Annotated in this window: 19 protein-coding genes and 1 tRNA gene; 16 read left to right on the plus strand and 4 right to left on the minus strand. The window is 34.7% G+C overall.

All coding sequences use genetic code 11. The annotated features are described in order from the left end of the window. The first annotated feature begins 41 nt into the window (after positions 1 to 41). Complete coding sequence (recQ, locus tag ACODSI_RS06220; protein ID WP_488915972.1) at positions 42 to 2,237, plus strand: DNA helicase RecQ; 2,196 nt, start codon at positions 42 to 44, stop codon at positions 2,235 to 2,237. Positions 2,238 to 2,289: 52 nt separating this feature from the next. On the opposite strand, the gene ACODSI_RS06225 is transcribed toward recQ, so the two are convergent. Beyond that, positions 2,290 to 2,526, minus strand: coding sequence for a hypothetical protein (locus ACODSI_RS06225; RefSeq protein ID WP_488915973.1), 237 nt, complete (start codon positions 2,524 to 2,526; stop codon positions 2,290 to 2,292). Between the two features lie 90 nt (positions 2,527 to 2,616). On the opposite strand from ACODSI_RS06225, the gene ACODSI_RS06230 reads away from it, so the two are divergent. Then, positions 2,617 to 4,119 (plus strand): T9SS type A sorting domain-containing protein, encoded by a 1,503-nt coding sequence (locus tag ACODSI_RS06230; protein WP_488915974.1) that lies wholly within the window; start codon positions 2,617 to 2,619, stop codon positions 4,117 to 4,119. 98 nt (positions 4,120 to 4,217) lie between these two features. Then, positions 4,218 to 5,777, plus strand: a complete 1,560-nt coding sequence (locus ACODSI_RS06235) for an NAD(P)/FAD-dependent oxidoreductase (RefSeq protein WP_488915975.1) — start codon at positions 4,218 to 4,220, stop codon at positions 5,775 to 5,777. Positions 5,778 to 5,817: 40 nt separating this feature from the next. On the opposite strand, the gene ACODSI_RS06240 is transcribed toward ACODSI_RS06235, so the two are convergent. Next, positions 5,818 to 6,924, minus strand: a complete 1,107-nt coding sequence (locus ACODSI_RS06240; RefSeq protein ID WP_488915976.1) for a bifunctional methionine sulfoxide reductase B/A protein — start codon at positions 6,922 to 6,924, stop codon at positions 5,818 to 5,820. 165 nt (positions 6,925 to 7,089) lie between these two features. Here ACODSI_RS06240 and idi point away from each other — a divergent pair, with 165 nt between their 5' ends. The 6 genes from idi (at position 7,090) to ACODSI_RS06270 (ending at position 10,043) form a co-directional block, all read left to right on the plus strand. Beyond that, the gene (gene idi / locus ACODSI_RS06245; protein ID WP_488915977.1) at positions 7,090 to 7,617 is read left to right on the plus strand and encodes an isopentenyl-diphosphate Delta-isomerase; all 528 of its coding nucleotides are present in this window, start codon (positions 7,090 to 7,092) and stop codon (positions 7,615 to 7,617) included. An 84-nt stretch (positions 7,618 to 7,701) separates the two neighbouring features. Then, the gene (locus ACODSI_RS06250) at positions 7,702 to 8,112 is read left to right on the plus strand and encodes a 6-pyruvoyl trahydropterin synthase family protein (protein ID WP_488915978.1); all 411 of its coding nucleotides are present in this window, start codon (positions 7,702 to 7,704) and stop codon (positions 8,110 to 8,112) included. Between the two features lies 1 nt (position 8,113). Beyond that, on the plus strand, positions 8,114 to 8,566 hold the full coding sequence (locus ACODSI_RS06255) for a peroxiredoxin (RefSeq protein ID WP_488915979.1): 453 nt from the start codon (positions 8,114 to 8,116) through the stop codon (positions 8,564 to 8,566). A 40-nt stretch (positions 8,567 to 8,606) separates the two neighbouring features. Further along, positions 8,607 to 9,569, plus strand: a complete 963-nt coding sequence (locus ACODSI_RS06260; RefSeq protein WP_488915980.1) for a type I phosphomannose isomerase catalytic subunit — start codon at positions 8,607 to 8,609, stop codon at positions 9,567 to 9,569. 55 nt (positions 9,570 to 9,624) lie between these two features. Continuing rightward, positions 9,625 to 9,891 (plus strand): hypothetical protein, encoded by a 267-nt coding sequence (locus tag ACODSI_RS06265; RefSeq protein ID WP_488915981.1) that lies wholly within the window; start codon positions 9,625 to 9,627, stop codon positions 9,889 to 9,891. Between the two features lie 78 nt (positions 9,892 to 9,969). Beyond that, positions 9,970 to 10,043, plus strand: a tRNA-Thr gene (locus ACODSI_RS06270). Positions 10,044 to 10,149: 106 nt separating this feature from the next. Here the strand turns inward: ACODSI_RS06270 and ACODSI_RS06275 are convergent. Then, complete coding sequence (locus ACODSI_RS06275; RefSeq protein WP_488915982.1) at positions 10,150 to 11,103, minus strand: transketolase family protein; 954 nt, start codon at positions 11,101 to 11,103, stop codon at positions 10,150 to 10,152. 4 nt (positions 11,104 to 11,107) lie between these two features. Next, positions 11,108 to 11,953 carry a transketolase gene (locus tag ACODSI_RS06280; RefSeq protein WP_488915983.1) on the minus strand — a complete coding sequence of 282 codons (846 nt, stop codon included), beginning with the start codon at positions 11,951 to 11,953 and terminating at the stop codon, positions 11,108 to 11,110. A 175-nt stretch (positions 11,954 to 12,128) separates the two neighbouring features. On the opposite strand from ACODSI_RS06280, the gene ACODSI_RS06285 reads away from it, so the two are divergent. The 7 genes from ACODSI_RS06285 (at position 12,129) to ACODSI_RS06315 (ending at position 19,097) form a co-directional block, all read left to right on the plus strand. Next, positions 12,129 to 12,545 carry a response regulator gene (locus ACODSI_RS06285; protein ID WP_488915984.1) on the plus strand — a complete coding sequence of 139 codons (417 nt, stop codon included), beginning with the start codon at positions 12,129 to 12,131 and terminating at the stop codon, positions 12,543 to 12,545. A 143-nt stretch (positions 12,546 to 12,688) separates the two neighbouring features. After that, positions 12,689 to 13,819, plus strand: a complete 1,131-nt coding sequence (gene tgt / locus ACODSI_RS06290; protein ID WP_488915985.1) for a tRNA guanosine(34) transglycosylase Tgt — start codon at positions 12,689 to 12,691, stop codon at positions 13,817 to 13,819. 7 nt (positions 13,820 to 13,826) lie between these two features. Beyond that, on the plus strand, positions 13,827 to 14,912 hold the full coding sequence (locus ACODSI_RS06295) for an LptF/LptG family permease (protein WP_488915986.1): 1,086 nt from the start codon (positions 13,827 to 13,829) through the stop codon (positions 14,910 to 14,912). Further along, on the plus strand, positions 14,899 to 15,780 hold the full coding sequence (locus ACODSI_RS06300; RefSeq protein WP_488915987.1) for a DMT family transporter: 882 nt from the start codon (positions 14,899 to 14,901) through the stop codon (positions 15,778 to 15,780). The genes ACODSI_RS06295 and ACODSI_RS06300 overlap by 14 nt, the downstream gene beginning before the upstream one ends. A 95-nt stretch (positions 15,781 to 15,875) precedes the next feature. Beyond that, the gene (locus ACODSI_RS06305) at positions 15,876 to 16,829 is read left to right on the plus strand and encodes an acetyl-CoA carboxylase carboxyltransferase subunit alpha (RefSeq protein WP_488915988.1); all 954 of its coding nucleotides are present in this window, start codon (positions 15,876 to 15,878) and stop codon (positions 16,827 to 16,829) included. A 151-nt stretch (positions 16,830 to 16,980) separates the two neighbouring features. Then, on the plus strand, positions 16,981 to 18,525 hold the full coding sequence (gene dnaB / locus ACODSI_RS06310) for a replicative DNA helicase (protein ID WP_488915989.1): 1,545 nt from the start codon (positions 16,981 to 16,983) through the stop codon (positions 18,523 to 18,525). Between the two features lie 260 nt (positions 18,526 to 18,785). Further along, positions 18,786 to 19,097, plus strand: coding sequence for a hypothetical protein (locus ACODSI_RS06315; protein WP_488915990.1), 312 nt, complete (start codon positions 18,786 to 18,788; stop codon positions 19,095 to 19,097).

Here is a 19,097-nt window from a genome sequence, read left to right on the forward strand (position 1 = left end):
TTTATGGTTGCAAATTTATGTAAAAATACTATTAAGTAAGAATGAATTCAAACGAAATTGATATCCATAAGGAATTAAAGAAATATTTTGGTTTTAACCAATTTAAAGGTTTGCAAGAACAAGTGATTAAAAGCATTGTTGCTAAGGATAATACATTTGTTATCATGCCAACTGGTGGAGGAAAGTCGTTATGTTACCAATTGCCAGCATTAATTCAAGAGGGAACTGCTATTGTAGTTTCACCTTTAATAGCATTAATGAAAAACCAAGTAGATGCCATTAGAAGTTTATCTTCTGAAAATGGCATTGCTCACGTATTAAATTCTTCATTAACCAAAACAGAAATTAATCAGGTAAAAAAAGATATTGTATCTGGAATTACCAAACTTTTATATGTAGCTCCCGAATCGTTAACCAAAGAAGAGTATGTGGAGTTTCTTCAAAGTGTGCCAATATCTTTCGTTGCTATAGACGAAGCGCATTGTATCTCAGAATGGGGTCATGATTTTAGACCAGAATACAGAAATTTAAGAACTATTATTAAACAATTGGGCGATGTTCCTGTAATTGGTTTAACAGCAACAGCAACGCCAAAAGTGCAAGAAGATATTCTTAAAAACCTAGACATGTCGGATGCTACTACATTTAAAGCATCGTTCAACCGTCCAAATTTGTTCTACGAAGTACGTACCAAAACCAAAAATATAGAAGCGGACATCATTCGTTTTATCAAACAACATAAAGGAAAATCGGGTATCATATATTGTTTAAGCCGTAAAAAAGTTGAAGAAATTGCTCAAGTGCTACAAGTCAACGGAATTAGCGCAGTGCCTTATCATGCAGGTTTGGATGCTAAAACACGTGCCAAACATCAAGATATGTTTTTGATGGAAGATGTAGATGTAGTGGTGGCAACTATTGCTTTTGGAATGGGAATTGACAAACCCGATGTTCGTTTTGTAATTCACCATGATATTCCAAAATCATTAGAAAGTTATTATCAAGAAACGGGTCGTGCCGGTCGTGATGGAGGTGAAGGACATTGTTTGGCTTATTATTCGTATAAAGATGTTGAAAAATTAGAAAAATTCATGTCGGGTAAACCCGTTGCCGAACAAGAAATTGGTTTTGCATTACTGCAAGAAGTGGTGGCTTATGCCGAAACTTCGATGTCGCGGCGTAAATTTTTATTACATTATTTTGGAGAAGAATTTGATAGCGAGACCGGTGAAGGTGCCGATATGGACGATAATGTTCGTAATCCAAAAGTAAAAGTAGAAGCCAAAGAAAATGTAAAAAAACTCTTGGAAGTTGTTCGCGATACCAAGTATTTATACAAATCAAAAGAAATTGTATTTACGCTTATTGGGCGTGTAAATGCAACCATCAAAGCACACAGAACCGATACTCAAAGTTTCTTTGGTTGTGGGAAAGATCAAGAAGAACGCTATTGGATGGCTTTAATTCGCCAAGTTTTAGTTGACGGATTGTTATCAAAAGATATTGAAACCTACGGAATTTTAAAAGTTTCGGATAAAGGGCATGACTATATTGAACACCCAGTTTCATTTATGATGTCTGAAGATCACGAATACAACGAAGCAGAAGATGATGCAATTGTTACTGCTTCAAAATCTACCGGTACTGCCGATGAAGCTTTAATGACGATGTTGCGTGATTTACGTAAAAAAGTGGCCAAAAAATTGGGTGTGCCACCATTTGTCGTTTTTCAAGATCCATCGCTCGAAGATATGGCATTGAAATATCCAATTTCTATGGATGAATTAATCAATATTCATGGAGTAGGAGAAGGAAAAGCTAAAAAATATGGTAAAGATTTTATCGAATTAATTAGTAGATATGTGGATGATAATGACATCATTCGACCTGATGATTTGGTGGTAAAATCCACCGGTGCCAATTCGGCTAATAAATTATACATCATTCAAAATATTGATCGCAAGCTTTCATTAGATGATATTGCGTCTGCCAAAGGGATGAAAATGGATGATCTGTTGAAAGAAATGGAACAAATTGTTTATTCGGGAACCAAATTAAACATTAAATATTGGATTGACGATTTGCTCGATGAAGAGCAGCAAGAGGAAATTCACGAGTATTTCATGGATTCTGAAACCGATAAAATCGAAGACGCTTTAAAAGAATTTGATGGCGATTATGACATTGAAGAATTGCGATTAATGCGAATTAAATTCATAAGCGAGGTTGCGAACTAAATATAAAGAATACTAATAAAAAGGCAGAATTCACTATGAAATCTGCCTTTTTTTATTCAAATAATTCACCTCGATGCGGTTTTAATGCGTCACGAACCGAAATCATATTTTCATCGGTAACCACCATAAAGGCAATAGCATACATTTCATTTATCACTTCGAATCCAGTAATGTTTATGGGTAATTTTTCAATAGCAATATATTCTTTCAAGTGTATTTCATGATGCTCGGCTGTTTTTGCTGCGGCTGGTCCTCGAAAATCCCAAATCAATTTTATTTTTCTTGACATTTTTCTTGCAAAAATAATTAATCTAAGTTCAAAGTTGTTAAAAATATTTTTCTATTTTTGGAATCTAAACAAACTAAAAACCAATTAATTATGCTAAAAAAATACTCAATTTTATTATTTTTTGTCGTTTTAACCAACAGCATTGCTCAAACAAACTATACTGTTTCTTCAATTCCTTTTACACAGTATACAGGTTCTGTAGCGGTACAAGGAACTCTAGATGACCACTATTCGGATGTTATAACACTACCATTCAATTTCGATTTTTATGGGGTAACCTATAACCAAATTCTTATTAGTACCAATGGTTATATTGATTTTAGAACGAATTTGGCTAATGGTGTTTCGCCTTTTGCCTTTAGCCAAGCCATTCCTAATGCGGCATTTCCGGTTAAGAATTCAATTTTTGGTGCTTTCCAAGATCTTAACAATTCGAATGCACAAGGAACAATCACTTATGCTACTTATGGAACAGCTCCTTACAGAAAGTTTATCGTCTATTTTAATAATAATTCATTATTCGCCTGTAATACCTACAAAAGTTCATTCCAAATGGTACTTTATGAATCACAAAGTATTATTGACGTTCAATTGATTGATAAGCAAAATTGTCCTTCAGGTTCTAGTAAAACAGTAACAGGATTAATTGATCTTTCAGGTGCTCAAGGTATCGCGGCTCCTTCTAGAAACACGGGTTCATGGACTGCTTTTCACGAAGGTTGGCGTTTCTCCAGACCAGGGTATTACACCAATTATGCTTATGTAAAATGTGATCCCAATAATGATGGTTTCGAATCTTTTAATTTGCAAGTAGTTCAAAATGATTTATCTGCTACGAATCCTTCTGGAATCTCATTTTATGCTACACTTACAGATGCTCAAACGCAATCTAATCCATTACCATTAACCTATTTTAACAATACAAATCCACAAACTATTTATGCCGTTGGAAATGGTGCTGTAAAAAGCATTGTTTTAACTGCAGTAGATTGTACTAATGATTACGATAATGATACTGTTGCCACTGATTTAGAAGATGTAAATGCAGATACCAACTTAGCAAATGATGATACTGATATTGATGGTATTCCTAATTATCTAGATAACGATGATGATGGTGATATGATTTTAACAAATATAGAATATGTATTTGCTAAAAATGCCAATTCTATTGTAGACAGTGATAACGATGGATTGCCAAATTACTTAGATAATGACGATGATGGCGATGGAGTTTTAACCTTTAAGGAAGATTATAATAATAATGGAAATCCATCCGATGACGATACCAACGCCAATGGGATTCCAGATTATTTAGACGTTACAGTTGCATTGAGTACTTCAGTGAATTCACTTCAAAAGACGATATCACTATTCCCAAATCCAACTTCGGATGTGATACATATTGATAATCCAACCAACAGTACTATTACAAATGCTGCTATTTATTCGATAAGCGGTGCTTTAGTAAAAGAAGTAAAAACCACAAATACTATTGAAAGTATTTCTGTTTCGGAATTGCAATCGGGTATTTATTTTGTAAAACTTCAAGTAAACGAAGAAATTCAAAATTACAAGTTTGTTAAAAAATAATATTTTATCAAGTCACTTAAAAAGGTTTAGTTTGTGCTAAACCTTTTTTTGTGATTAGACTTTGCTAAAATTATTTTAAGTTTGCCAAAAATTTTTGTATGCCTCGCGAAATTCAAACACAAGTATCACCAGAAGTAGCTCACAACGAATCGTTATTAAACGAACACGTAGCTAAGTTATTTCATGTTTCTGTAAAAGAAATTCAAAAGGTTGTGGTGGTAAAACGTTCGATAGATGCGCGTCAAAAGGCCATCAAGTTCAATATTAAAGGAACGGTTTTTTTTAAAGGAGAACCATTTGTTGCCCAAGAAATCAAACTTCCCGAATATCAAAATGTTAGTAATTCACAAGAAGTAATTGTGGTTGGTGCTGGTCCGGCCGGACTTTTTGCAGCATTACAACTCATAGAGTTGGGATTAAAACCTATTGTAATCGAAAGAGGTAAAGACGTTCGTGGTCGTCGTCGTGACTTGAAAGCTATCAATGTTGATCATATTGTAAACGAAGATTCTAATTATTGTTTTGGAGAAGGTGGAGCCGGAACCTATTCGGATGGAAAATTATATACGCGTTCTAAAAAACGTGGCGATGTAGACAGAATTCTTCAATTGTTGGTTGGATTTGGCGCTTCACCAGAAATTTTGGTGGAGGCACATCCACATATTGGGACCAATAAATTACCACAAATTATTCAAGATATTCGAGAAAAGATTATCGAATGTGGTGGACAGGTTTTGTTTGATACTCGTGTCATTGATTTTAGTATTAAAAACAACGAAATGCAAGGTGTTACCCTTCAAAATGGCACGGTCATTTCGGCTAATAAAGTCATCCTTGCCACCGGTCATTCGGCTCGCGATATTTTTGAATTGTTGGATAGAAAGAAAATTTTTATCGAAGCCAAACCTTTTGCCTTGGGAGTTCGCGCAGAACATCCTCAAGAATTAATTGACACAATTCAATATTCGTGCGATTTTAGAGGCGATTATTTGCCGCCTGCACCTTATTCTATTGTTAAACAAGTTAACGGTCGAGGTATGTATTCGTTTTGTATGTGTCCGGGTGGTGTAATAGCGCCTTGTGCCACGAGTCCGGGAGAAGTAGTTACCAACGGTTGGTCGCCTTCTAAACGCGATCAAGGTACCGCTAATTCGGGAATTGTAGTTGAATTAAAATTAGAAGACTTCAAGCCTTTTTCTAAGTTTGGTGCACTGGCCGGAATGGAATTTCAAAAATCTATTGAACAAAAAGCATGGCAATTGGCCGGACAGACTCAAAAAGTTCCTGCCCAACGCATGGTAGATTTTACTCAAAATAAAATATCAGTAGATATTCCAAAAACGTCTTATGTGCCAGGAACGACTTCAGTTGAAATGAGTCAGGTTTTTCCTGGATTTTTGTCCCAAATTATGAGAGAAGGATTTAATGAATTTGGAAAAACCATGCGAGGTTATTTGACCAACGAAGCCATTCTTCACGCGCCAGAAAGTAGGACGTCATCACCAGTTCGAATTCCGAGAGATAATGACACCTTAGAACATGTTCAAATTAAAGGTTTGTATCCGTGTGGCGAAGGTGCAGGTTATGCAGGCGGCATTATTTCTGCTGCCATTGATGGCGAAAAATGCGCGTTGAAAATAGCCGAAGTTTTAAAATAAAAAAACCGCTCATTTTCATAAGCGGTTCTTGAATTGATAATTAGTTCTTTTTCAATCTGTCTTTAAATACTTTTTCAAATTTTTCTATTTTCGGCTGAATTACCATTTGGCAATACGGTTTGTCTTTATTGTTGTTGTAGTAATTTTGATGGTAATCTTCTGCTGGGTAAAATGCTTTGAATGGTTCCAAAGTGGTTACAATTTTGTTACTATACACGTTTTTAGAATTCAATTCATTTATAATACTTTCAGCGGCTTTTTTCTGCTCATCATTTTTATAAAAAATTACCGAACGGTATTGAGTTCCTACGTCAGCACCTTGACGGTTTAAAGTAGTTGGATCGTGAACGGTAAAAAATACTTTGAAAATTTCATCCAAATTGGTTTTAGATTTATCATAAGTGATTTCTACTACTTCAGCTGCACCCGTTCTACCCGTACATACTTCTTCGTAAGACGGATTAGTCACAGTTCCCCCAGAAAAACCCGAAACCACTTTAGTAACACCATCTAAATTTTCATAAACAGCTTCTACACACCAGTAGCAACCGCCGCCAAGAACTATGGTTTCTACATTTCCTTGAGGTTTAGAAGGTACAACACCATCTGGAACGAAATCCAAAGAAATGGCATTCATACAATATCTTTTACCAGTCGGCTCTGGTCCATCGTCAAATAAATGTCCTAAATGACTTCCACATCTGCCACAAAGCGCTTCGGTACGGCGCATACCATACGAATTGTCTTCTTTAAAAGTGATACTTTCTTTATTGTCTTGTTCGAAAAAACTGGGCCAACCACAGCTGCTGGTAAACTTTTGATTGGATTTGAATAAGCGTAATCCACAAGCGGCACAATAGTAGGTTCCTTTAGTTTCCGAATTCCACATCGTACCAGTAAAAGCTCTTTCGGTATCGGCTTCACGAGCAACAGCATATAAATCTGGCGATAAAACTCTTTTCCATTCGGCGTTTGATACATTCAACTTCTTGGTATCGGTATTAGAATAATAGGGATTTTCAGGTTTGTTAAATACATTTTCCATAGCTGTTGGGTTTGGAGTTGATTGTTTTTTTGTTGTCGATTGTCCACAAGCATTTAATGCTAAAAGCGGTAGTAATATTAAATAATTAAATATATTTTTCATAACATTTTTGTTAAGATTATAGTACAAATTTACGATACATATACGCTACAAAATGTCTTGTAGATTGCAAAATGAGTTCATTTAAGGAAAGTTTAACGGTTGTTGATAATTCAAAATTCAGCGTTCCCAATTCTTTTTTTGTATTTTTGACCATCTTATAAAGGTATGAAAGAAGAGCAAGTAATATTAGTCAATGAAAATGACGAGCCTATTGGGCTAATGAATAAATTGGAAGCACACGAAAAAGCCGTGCTACATCGTGCCTTTTCCGTTTTTGTTTTAAATAGTAAAAACGAAATCATGTTGCAGCAACGAGCAGCGCACAAATACCATTCTCCCTTGTTGTGGACGAATACTTGTTGCAGTCACCAACGTAGTGGTGAAACTAACATTCAGGCTGGTTCACGTCGGTTATTTGAAGAAATGGGTTTTGTTACAGAGCTAAAAGAATTGTTTCATTTTATCTACAAAGCACCTTTTGATAATGGCTTGACCGAACACGAACTCGATCATGTAATGATTGGTTATTTCAATGATGAGCCCGAAGTAAATCCAGAAGAAGTGGCCAGTTGGAAATGGATGTGTATTGAAGACGTCCGTACCGATATGAAACAAAATCCAGCTATTTATACGGTATGGTTCAAAATTATATTCGACCAATTTTATCATTATTTAGAAGAACACAAATTATAAAATTTAAGATTAGGAAATTTTGATTTAGGATTTTAAGGTCTAATTCAAAATCCTAAATCTTTTAATCTCAAATCCTAAATCAAAATGAAAGTCACCGTATCCAGAAGAGCACACTTTAACGCAGCACACCGATTGTATCGTAAAGATTGGTCTATGGAGGAAAACGATGCTGTTTTTGGAAAGTGTAACAATCCCAATTTTCATGGGCATAATTACGAATTGATCGTTTCGGTAACGGGTGAAATAGATCCTGAAACTGGATTTGTAATTGATGTTAAAATTCTTTCCGATTTGATTAAGGAGCACGTAGAAAATGCGTTTGACCATAAAAATTTAAACTTAGATGTTCCTGATTTTGCTGATTTGAATCCAACGGCAGAAAATATTGCCGTGGTAATTTGGAACAAGCTCCGAAAACATATTGATGTTGCTAAAGAGTTGGAAGTAGTTCTTTATGAAACTCCAAGAAACTTTGTCACTTATAAAGGAAACTAAAATGGCACTCAAAGTAGGCGATAAGCTTCCAAATTTTACAGCAAAAGATACTAACGGAAACGTTTTTAATTCATCTGACCATATTGGAAAACAAGCACTTGTAATCTATTTTTATCCCAAAGACGAAACGAAGGTGTGTACCCAACAAGCCTGTAGTTTTAGAGATAGTTATCAAGAGTTTAAAAATTTAGGCGCTGAGGTTATTGGCATCAGTTCTGATACGATACAATCTCATATACGATTTAAAAGCAAATTCAATCTTCCTTTCATTTTGCTTTCAGATAATGACAAGAAACTCCGAAAGTTATTTGGTGTTGAAAATGATTTTCTAATTATTCCTGGCCGTCAAACATTTGTAATTGATAAAAACGGATTTGTTATTATGGTCTTTAACAGTATGTCTGGTACAATTCATATTGAAAAAGCCTTAAAAGCTTTAAAACAAGAAAAATAAATATTCAATTTTTCGCATCTTTGCAATCTAAATGTATCAAATGAAATTTTATCCATTACAATTTCAACCCATTCTTAAAGAAAGAATTTGGGGCGGAACAAAACTAAAAGATTATTTAAACAAACCTATTGCTTCTGAAATTACTGGAGAAAGCTGGGAAATTTCTACCATAGTCAATGATGTAAGTGTGATTGCGAATGGCATTTTTAAAGGTGAAAATCTAAATGAACTTATTGAAAAATTTCCAAATGAGGTTTTAGGAACTAAAGTTTACGAACAATTTGGCAAACAATTCCCTTTACTTTTTAAATATCTTGATGCTCGTGAGGATTTATCCATTCAAGTGCATCCAAACGATGCATTAGCCAAAAAACGCCATAACTCGTTTGGGAAAACCGAAATGTGGTACGTTATGCAAGCCGATGAAGAAGCAAGATTGATTGTTGGTTTTAAAGAAAAATCATCTCAAAAAGAGTATTTAGAAAATCTTAAAAACAAAACTTTAATTGATATTTTAGATACCAAAAAAGTAAAAAAAGGAGATGTTTTCTTTCTAGAAACTGGAACGGTTCACGCTATTGGTGCTGGAACAGTTATAGCCGAAATCCAACAAACCTCTGATATTACCTATAGATTGTATGATTTTGATAGAGTAGATGCTAACGGGAATACCAGAGAACTTCATGTTGATTTGGCTTTAGAGGCCATTAATTATAATGTGGTTGAGGCTCAAAAAAGCTATTCTAAAGTTGAAAATAGAGCTAATGTAATGGTTGATTGTCCTTATTTCACTACGAATTTTATTCCGCTTGACGGCGAAATGAAATTTGAAAAGAATCAAGAATCATTTTTGGTTTTTATGTGTGTAGAAGGAAGTTTTAAGTTAATTTATAATCAAGAAACCTATTCTTATAAAACAGGCGATACAGTTTTAATTCCAGCCGCGATGACTGAATATGAGCTACTCGGAAAAGCATCATTATTAGAAATATACATTTCTTAACCTATATTAGAAAGATTATGTGTAATTTTGCATCAAATTTTAAAAATAGAAGAAAATGCCAAGTGTTAAAAATTTAAAAAAAGACATCAATTACGTTTTAGGTGATATTATTGAAGCAGTGTATATCTGTGAGATGACTAGTACAGGAAAACCAACAGATGCTACTAATGCTATTATAGATGAAGCCATTAGCTCTTTTGATGGTTTAATCGTTAAAGTTAACGAGAAAAAAGTTGAAAATAAGAAAGCACATTTCAAGCAAATCAACGCGGAATTAGAACAAACTGCTAATCAATTGATTGCTAAAATCAACGCTTTGTAATTAAAAAAAAAGCGAAAAAAGTATAAAAATATTTTGGAGATTTAAAAATCGCTATTATATTTGCACCACAATAATGACGCCAGCGTAGCTCAGTCGGCTAGAGCAGCTGATTTGTAATCAGCAGGTCGTGGGTTCGAGTCCCTCCGCCGGCTCTTCGTAAAACCATCACAGAAATGTGGTGGTTTTTTTATTTTTAAACTCTAACAAAAAAATCCGTCCAATTAAAAACTAGACGGATTTTATATTTGTATAGAAAAATTATTTTCTCTTAATCACTCGTTCAACAGCTTCTACAATAGCTTGGTTGTTTAGTTTGTATTTTTCCATTAATTGTTCTGGAGTACCACTTTCACCAAACGAATCGTGTACGGCAACAAATTCTTGTGGAGTTGGATTGTTCAAGGCTAATGTTCTGGCAACACTTTCACCCAAACCACCAAGTATGTTGTGTTCTTCTGTAGTAACAACACAACCTGTTTTTTCAACCGATTTTAGAATGGCTTCTTCGTCTAATGGCTTAATCGTATGAATATTGATGACTTCGGCAGAAATGCCTTTTACTTCTAGTGCTTCGGCAGCAATTAAGGCTTCCCAAACCAAATGACCAGTTGCAATAATGGTAACATCTGTTCCTTCGTTTAGTATAATTGCTTTTCCAATGACAAAAGGTTCGTCAGCTGGAGTGAAATTAGGTACCACCGGTCGTCCAAAACGCAAATAAGCCGGACCATGATGATCGGCTAAGGCTAACGTTGCTGCTTTAGTTTGATTATAATCACATGTATTGATTACTGTCATTCCGGGTAACATTTTCATTAACCCAATATCTTCTAATATTTGGTGGGTTGCGCCATCTTCACCAAGTGTTAAACCTGCATGAGAAGCACAAATTTTGACATTTTTATCCGAATAGGCTACTGATTGACGAATTTGATCGTAGACTCTTCCAGTAGAAAAGTTAGCAAAAGTTCCAGTAAATGGAATTTTTCCACCAATAGTTAATCCAGCTGCAATTCCAATCATGTTGGCTTCTGCAATTCCGATTTGAAAAAAGCGTTCTGGATGATTTTTTTTGAAATCGTCAAACTTTAATGAACCAATTAAATCGGCACATAAAGCCACTACGTTTTCGTTTTTTTGTCCCAATTCGGTCATTCCTGCACCAAATCCAGAACGGGTATCTTTACTTCCTGTGTTTGTATATTTTTTCATAATTCTAGTAGTCTCCTAAAGTTTCTGGGTTTTGTCCTAAAGCATTGGCTAATTGTTCGTCACTTGGTGCTTTTCCGTGCCAAGCATGAGTATGCATCATAAAATCGACACCATTACCCATTTCGGTATGAAGGATTACACAAACTGGTTTTCCTTTACCCGTTCTCGATTTAGCTTCGTTCATTCCACCAATGATAGCCTCAATATTGTTTCCTTCGGTTATTTCTAACACATCCCAATCAAAGGCTTCAAATTTAGCTTTCAAATTACCCATGTTCAAAACGTCTTTAGTAGAACCATCTATTTGCTGACCGTTGTAATCAACTGTTGCTATTAAATTGTCGACATTTTTAGCAGAAGCATACATAATCGCTTCCCAATTTTGACCCTCTTGTAATTCGCCATCACCAGTAAGTGCAAAAACTAAATGATGATCGTTATTCAATTTTTTGGCTTGCGCAGCTCCAATGGCTACAGACAATCCTTGCCCTAAAGAACCTGAAGCCATACGAATTCCAGGCAAACCTTCGTGTGTTGTGGGATGTCCTTGCAAACGTGAGTTCAATTTTCTAAAAGTAGCCAATTCGGCTACAGAAAAATAACCACTTCGTGCTAAAACACTGTAAAAAACAGGAGAGATATGTCCGTTGGAAAGGAAGAAAATATCTTCTCCAATTCCGTTCATATCAAAACCTTCTTTACGGGTCATGATGTTTTGATACAGTGTTACTAAAAATTCAGCACAACCCAAAGAACCTCCGGGATGACCTGAATTTACAGCATGTACCATACGAAGAATGTCTCTTCGAACTTGTGTTGTTAAATCGTGTAGTTGTTTAATGTCAGACATTTTTGTAGTTAATTAAAAATTGTTGTCAAAAGTAAATCTATTTTTTTGGTGAGGCAAAACATTTTATGATAAGTTATCAATACTACTTCTAATAATTATGTAAAGAGTTTGCTATATTTTGTAATGAAGATAATGCTTTTTGAGGGTAGTTTTACAACATTAAAAAATACAAGTTATGGAAAACTCAAAAAAAATATTTTATCTAGACGATGATATGGACGATTTAGGGTTCTTTAAAGAAATAGGTGATAGTTTAGGCTACAATGTAACCATGTTTTTGGATGGGAAATTGATGTTAAGAACACTAGAAACAACTACCGAATTGCCTGAAATAATTATTTTAGACATTCATATGCCTGTACTTAATGGCGAAGAAATTTTAGAAATCATAAAAAAAGACGATAATCTAAAAGATATTCCGATTATCATGATTTCTGGTGCTTATCCTAAAAAGTTGGTGAAGCATTATAATAAAATGGGACTCAAATATCTTTTGAAAAGAAACAATTATAAAGAATTTAAAGAAGCAATAATCACCATATTAGATGATGTGTTATTGGAAAAACAAAAATCAGAAAGTACAGTCAACTAGCCTTTTTTGTCCAAATCTAAAACTAGCTTTCAAACTAATGAAGGCTAGTTTTTTAGTTTAAATTCATAAATACTTATTAAAAAATACTATTTCATCAACGTAATTTCATAAATCAGAATATCTTTGTCGCTTCAAATTATTTTATGAAATTCGATTTATTACAAAAAGATGCCAATTCAAAGGCAAGAGCCGGTAAAATAACCACCGACCATGGTGTTATAGAAACCCCTATTTTTATGCCTGTGGGTACTGTTGCATCTGTCAAAGGGGTACACCAACGTGAACTAAAAGAAGAAATTAATCCCGATATTATTCTAGGAAATACCTACCACTTATACTTGCGTCCGCAAACAGAGATTCTCGAAAAAGCTGGTGGATTACATAAATTTATGAATTGGGACAGAAATATCTTGACCGATTCTGGTGGTTATCAAGTGTATTCTCTTTCGGCCAATAGAAAAATTAAAGAAGAAGGAGTAAAGTTCAAATCACATATTGATGGGTCGTACCATTTTTTTACACCCGAAAATGTGATGGAAATTCAGCGTACTATTGGCGCCGATATCATTATGGCTTTTGATGAATGTACACCTTACCCATGTGATTATCGCTACGCACAACGCTCCATGAAAATGACGCACCGTTGGTTAGACCGATGCATTAATCATTTAGAAAAAGTGCCAACAAAATATGGCTATGATCAAGCTTTCTTTCCAATTGTACAAGGAAGTACTTATAAGGATTTACGAATGCAATCGGCCGAATATATTGCTAATTCGAATCAAGTAGGAAATGCTATTGGTGGTTTGTCTGTTGGTGAACCAGCCGAAGAAATGTATGCCATGACCGAAGTAGTGTGTGATATTCTTCCAGAAGATAAACCACGATATTTAATGGGAGTAGGAACACCTATTAACATCTTGGAAAACATTGCTTTGGGTGTAGATATGTTTGATTGTGTGATGCCAACTCGCAATGCTAGAAACGGAATGCTGTTTACGGCTAATGGCACTATCAATATTAAAAATAAAAAATGGGAAGCCGATTTTTCTCCTTTAGACGAAATGGGAATCACGTTTGTAGATACCGAATATACCAAAGCCTATTTACGTCATTTGTTTGCCGCCAACGAATATTTAGGAAAACAAATTGCTACAATTCACAATCTTGGATTTTACATGTGGTTGGTTCGTGAAGCTAGAAAACATATCTTAGCAGGTGATTTTAGAGTTTGGAAAGAAATGATGGTCAAACAAATGAGTCAACGTTTATAAAATTACAATGCTAAAAATAATTGACAAATACATTTTAAAGCGCTACTTAACCACTTTTACAGTGATGTTGTTGATGTTTATTCCTATTGGAATTACGATCGACGTTTCTGAAAAGGTGAATAAGATGATTGAAAATCATGTGCCTTTTAGTGCTATTGCTCAGTATTATGTTGATTTCACCATTTATTTTGCCAATTTATTATTCCCCATATTTCTGTTTTTATCGATTATTTGGTTTACTTCCAAACTCGCTAACAATACTGAGATTATTGCCATTTTAAGTTCCGGAATTTCGTTTACGCGATTTCTTCGACCTTACATTATTGGTGCCACTTGCGTTTCTATTTTTGCTTTAATTATGGGCTTTTTCTTAGTCCCAAAGGCTAGTGAGGGTTTTAAAAACTTCAGATATCGTTACCTTATTGGTAATGGTATTGAAGAAATGAAAGACCGAACCGATGTGTACCGTCAAATCAACAATGAAGAATACATTTATGTAAGTAATTACAACTCCGATTCAAAAATGGCGTTTAATTTTTCCATGGAACGATTTGAAAAAGACAAACTAAAATACAAAGTTTCTGCCAGTAGAATCAAATGGAATGCTAAAGACAGCAGCTACACATTATTTGATTATAAGAAACGAAAAATAGGTGAGTTTAATGATGTTATTCAGGCTTTACCGAGAAAAGATACTATTTTTAAATTTGATTTAGAAGATTTAACACCAGTAGTTTATATTGCCGAAACCCTTTCTTATGGCGATTTACTTCGTTTTATTGAAAAAGAAAAAGAACGTGGTTCTACCAATATTAATGTGTATTTAGTGGTGCTTTATAAAAAATACAGTATTCCAGTTTCGGCCTTTATCTTAACCATTATTGCGGTGGCTGTCTCTTCGATGAAACGTCGAGGCGGAATGGGAATTAACTTGGCGATCGGAATTTTATTGGCCTTTGCCTTTGTGTTTTTAGATAAAGTATTTGGCGTTTTAGCCGAAAAATCAAGTACGCCGCCTATCATTGCGGTTTGGATTCCGAATATTGTTTTCGGAATATTAGCCATTTATTTGCTGCGGAATGCTAAGCGATAATACCAAAAGCTATTTGCATCTTCATCTGATTGTATTCATTTGGGGATTTACAGCTATCTTGGGCAGGCTAATCACGCTTGATGCTTTACCACTCGTTTGGTTTAGAATGCTGTTTGCAGTTTTTTTTATTTTTGTCTTCATTAAAGTAAAAAAGATTTCTATTAAAATTCCCAAAAGAATTCTGCTCAAATTTTTAGTAGCCGGATTAGTCATAGCCTTACATTGGTTTACTTTTTTTAGGGCCATCAAAGTGTCTAATGTTTCGATAACTTTGGCATGTTTGTCGACAGGTGCTTTTTTTACCTCACTTATCGAACCTATTTTTTTTGGAAAAAAAGTAATTTGGTATGAAATTTTTTTCGGATTGATTGTGGTATTCGGACTTTCAATCATATTCAATGTAGAAGGACATTATGCCGAAGGAATAATTTTGGCGTTGACTTCAGCTTTTCTTTCAGCTTCATTTGCAGTTATAAATAGTAAGTTTGTTAAAGATTATGAACCGACTATAATATCCTTTTACGAACTATCTGGTGGAGTACTTTTCTTTTCAATATTTCTATTGTTTTCCAATGGTTTTTCAGCCGATTTTTTTAAATTGACTTCCAATGATTTTATGTATTTAATGATTCTCAGCTCGGTTTGTACCGCTTATGCGTTTATAGCATCTACTGCTGTGATGAAGTTTTTGAGTCCCTATACCGTAATGTTAACCATTAACTTAGAACCTATTTATGGAATTATTTTAGCGTTAATCATTTTTGAAGATAAAGAACAAATGAGTCCTTCATTCTACCTTGGAGCTTTAATTATTTTAGCAACGGTAATCATAAATGGAATCCTAAAAAGCAGAGCAAAAGCCACTTAGCGGTTTGTTTAAAACTTATCGTGTAAAATTACTTTTACAGAACATTTAAAATTTTATATTTGTAGTTCGAATTTTAATTAAAATGCACAAATCCTATGGAATATTTAGATTTTGAGCTTCCTATAAAAGAATTGGAAGACCAGTTAGACAAGTGTCAAATAATTGGTCAAGAATCAGATGTTGATGTTACCAATACCTGCAAACAGATTGAGAAAAAATTAGACGAAACTAAACGAAAAATATATAAGAATCTTACGGCTTGGCAACGTGTTCAGTTGTCACGTCACCCCAACAGACCATATACAATGGATCATATCAAGGCATTGTGTGGTGATACATTCTTAGAGCTTTTTGGTGACCGTGGTTTTAAAGATGACAAAGCCATGGTAGGTGGTTTAGGTAAAATAGACGGTCAATCGTTTATGGTGGTAGGTCAACAAAAAGGGTATAATACCAAAACGCGTCAGTACCGAAATTTTGGGATGGCAAATCCTGAAGGCTACCGAAAAGCGTTGCGCTTGATGAAAATGGCCGAAAAATTTGGAATTCCAGTAGTAACGTTCATAGATACTCCAGGAGCTTACCCTGGTTTAGAAGCAGAAGAACGCGGACAAGGTGAAGCGATTGCTAGAAATATTTTTGAAATGTGTCGTTTGAAAGTGCCTATCATATGCGTAATTGTAGGTGAAGGTGCCTCAGGTGGTGCTTTAGGAATAGGGGTTGGAGATCGCGTACTAATGATGGAAAATACTTGGTATTCGGTAATTTCTCCAGAATCGTGTTCCTCCATTTTATGGAAAAGTTGGGAATACAAAGAACAAGCTGCAGAAGCATTAAAACTGACTTCAGCCGATATGAAAAAGCAAAAATTAGTAGACGATATCATTCCAGAACCACTTGGTGGCGCGCATTATGATAGAGAAACTACTTTTAAAACCGTGCAACAATACATTACGAAAGCCTATAACGAATTGAAAGATTTATCAACAACTGAGTTAGTAGCTCAAAGGATGGATAAATACAGTAAAATGGGCGAATATAAAGAGTAAAATCTTACAAAATATAATAAAATCCGTGTCGTCCAAAAACCTTTGATGACACGGATTTTTTATTGGTTATTAACAAAAAACATTTAGTTATAAACATTATTTAGTAATAACTAAACTTCACATAAATTAAAGAATTGGTTACTTTCGCTACATGGAAAATCTCAAGAACATAAACCCAATAAAAGTAGATAAAACGACAATTATCAACTTGGAAAAAGGCAAGTTGCCGCCTCAAGCACTCGACCTTGAGGAAGCGGTTCTTGGTGCCATGATGATTGATAAAAAGGGTGTTGACGAGGTTATTGATATCTTGCAATCTGATGCTTTTTATAAAGACGCTCACAAGCACATTTTTGAAGCGATATTTCAGTTATTCACAGATTCGCAGCCTATTGACTTGTTAACAGTTTCGGCTCAATTGAAAAAGAATGCCAAGTTAGATTTGGCTGGTGGCGATTTTTATTTAATTCAACTTACCCAAAAGATATCATCTTCGGCACACATTGAGTTTCATTCGCGCATTATTTTACAAAAATACATACAACGCAGTTTAATTCGAATTTCTTCAGAAATCATCGAAGAATCGTATGATGAAACTACCGATGTTTTTGATTTATTAGACAAAGCCGAATCTAAATTATACGAAGTAACGCAAGGCAATATCAAGAGAAGTTCTGAAACGGCTCAAAGTTTGGTTATCCAAGCTAAAAAACGCATTGAAGAAATTGCGAATAAAGAAGGATTATCTGGAATTGCAACAGGATTTGAAAAATTAGATAAAGTAACTTCGGGTTGGCAACCATCCGATTTAGTTATTATTGCGGCCCGTCCGGGTATGGGTAAAACGGCATTCGTATTGTCTATGGCGCGTAACATGGCCATTGATTTTGGACATCCAGTAGCATTGTTTTCACTTGAGATGTCTTCTGTACAATTGATAACGCGTTTGATTTCCTCTGAAACTGGATTGTCATCAGAAAAACTTCGTACTGGAAAATTAGAAAAACACGAATGGGAGCAGCTTTCTGTTAAAGTTAAAGATTTGGAAAAAGCACCATTGTTTATAGACGACACGCCTTCTTTATCGATTTTTGATTTGCGTGCTAAAGCTAGACGTTTATCTTCACAACACGGCATTAAGTTAATCATCGTCGATTATCTTCAATTGATGACAGCAGGTGGAAACGGCAAAGGCGGTGGAAATCGTGAACAAGAAATTTCGACGATTTCGAGAAACTTAAAAGCGTTGGCCAAAGAATTGGAAATTCCAGTAATTGCACTTTCACAGTTGTCTCGTGCTGTAGAAACTCGTGGTTCTAGTAAGCGACCTTTGCTTTCCGACTTACGTGAATCGGGTGCGATTGAACAAGATGCCGATATTGTATCGTTTATTTACCGTCCAGAATACTATAAAATTGAAGAATGGGATGATGATGAGCAATCACCTACTGCCGGTCAAGCCGAATTTATTATTGCCAAACATAGAAATGGTTCGTTAGAGAATGTTCGACTGAAATTCATTGGTAATTTAGGTAAATTTGATAACCTTGAAGAATACGGTAGTGGTTTTGACGATTTACCTTCTAAAATGAATCTCGACGACAATCCGTTTTTTACCAAGAATCTGCCTTCAGCGAACGAAGCATTCGGTAGTAATATCAATACCAATGACGACGATAGCGATGTTCCTTTTTAAATAAAAAATCCTGAGAAATCAGGATTTTTTATTTTATAAAAAACACGTATTTTTACGTATACACGAGATTTTTTTTAATCCTAATTTTATCTTTACTTAACACTTGGGGTGAAAATGATGAAATTTAGATTTGATGTGTATGATTTGATTGAAATTGTAAAGATTTTCTTCACAATTTTAGTTATTTTAGCGTTTTTAATAATTGTAATTTTTAACCATTACAGAAATAAATATTTAACCCTTACCAAAAATAATTAATTATGGCTCTAAACACAATCACCTTAAAGCAAGCACAACTATGGGCTCAAAATTGGAGAGATAACCCAAGTCCAGACGTTTATGCATTTTTAATTCCAGAAATTGATATTACACAAGTAATGCAAGAGAAACAAACCGTCAATGTTAGATCGTATTTGGGTATTGATGAAAAAGGGAATTATAAATTGATGATTGTTGGAGTTGATAAAGAAGGAAATGATTTAATTAATGAAGAAGCTGGTCAATACATATATGACTTCACTACAGGTTGTCCAAAAGTCTGTGACGTAAACAGTCCGTTATTTAGATTGTAA

The sequence above is a fragment of the Flavobacterium sp. FG139 genome (assembly GCF_057809695.1).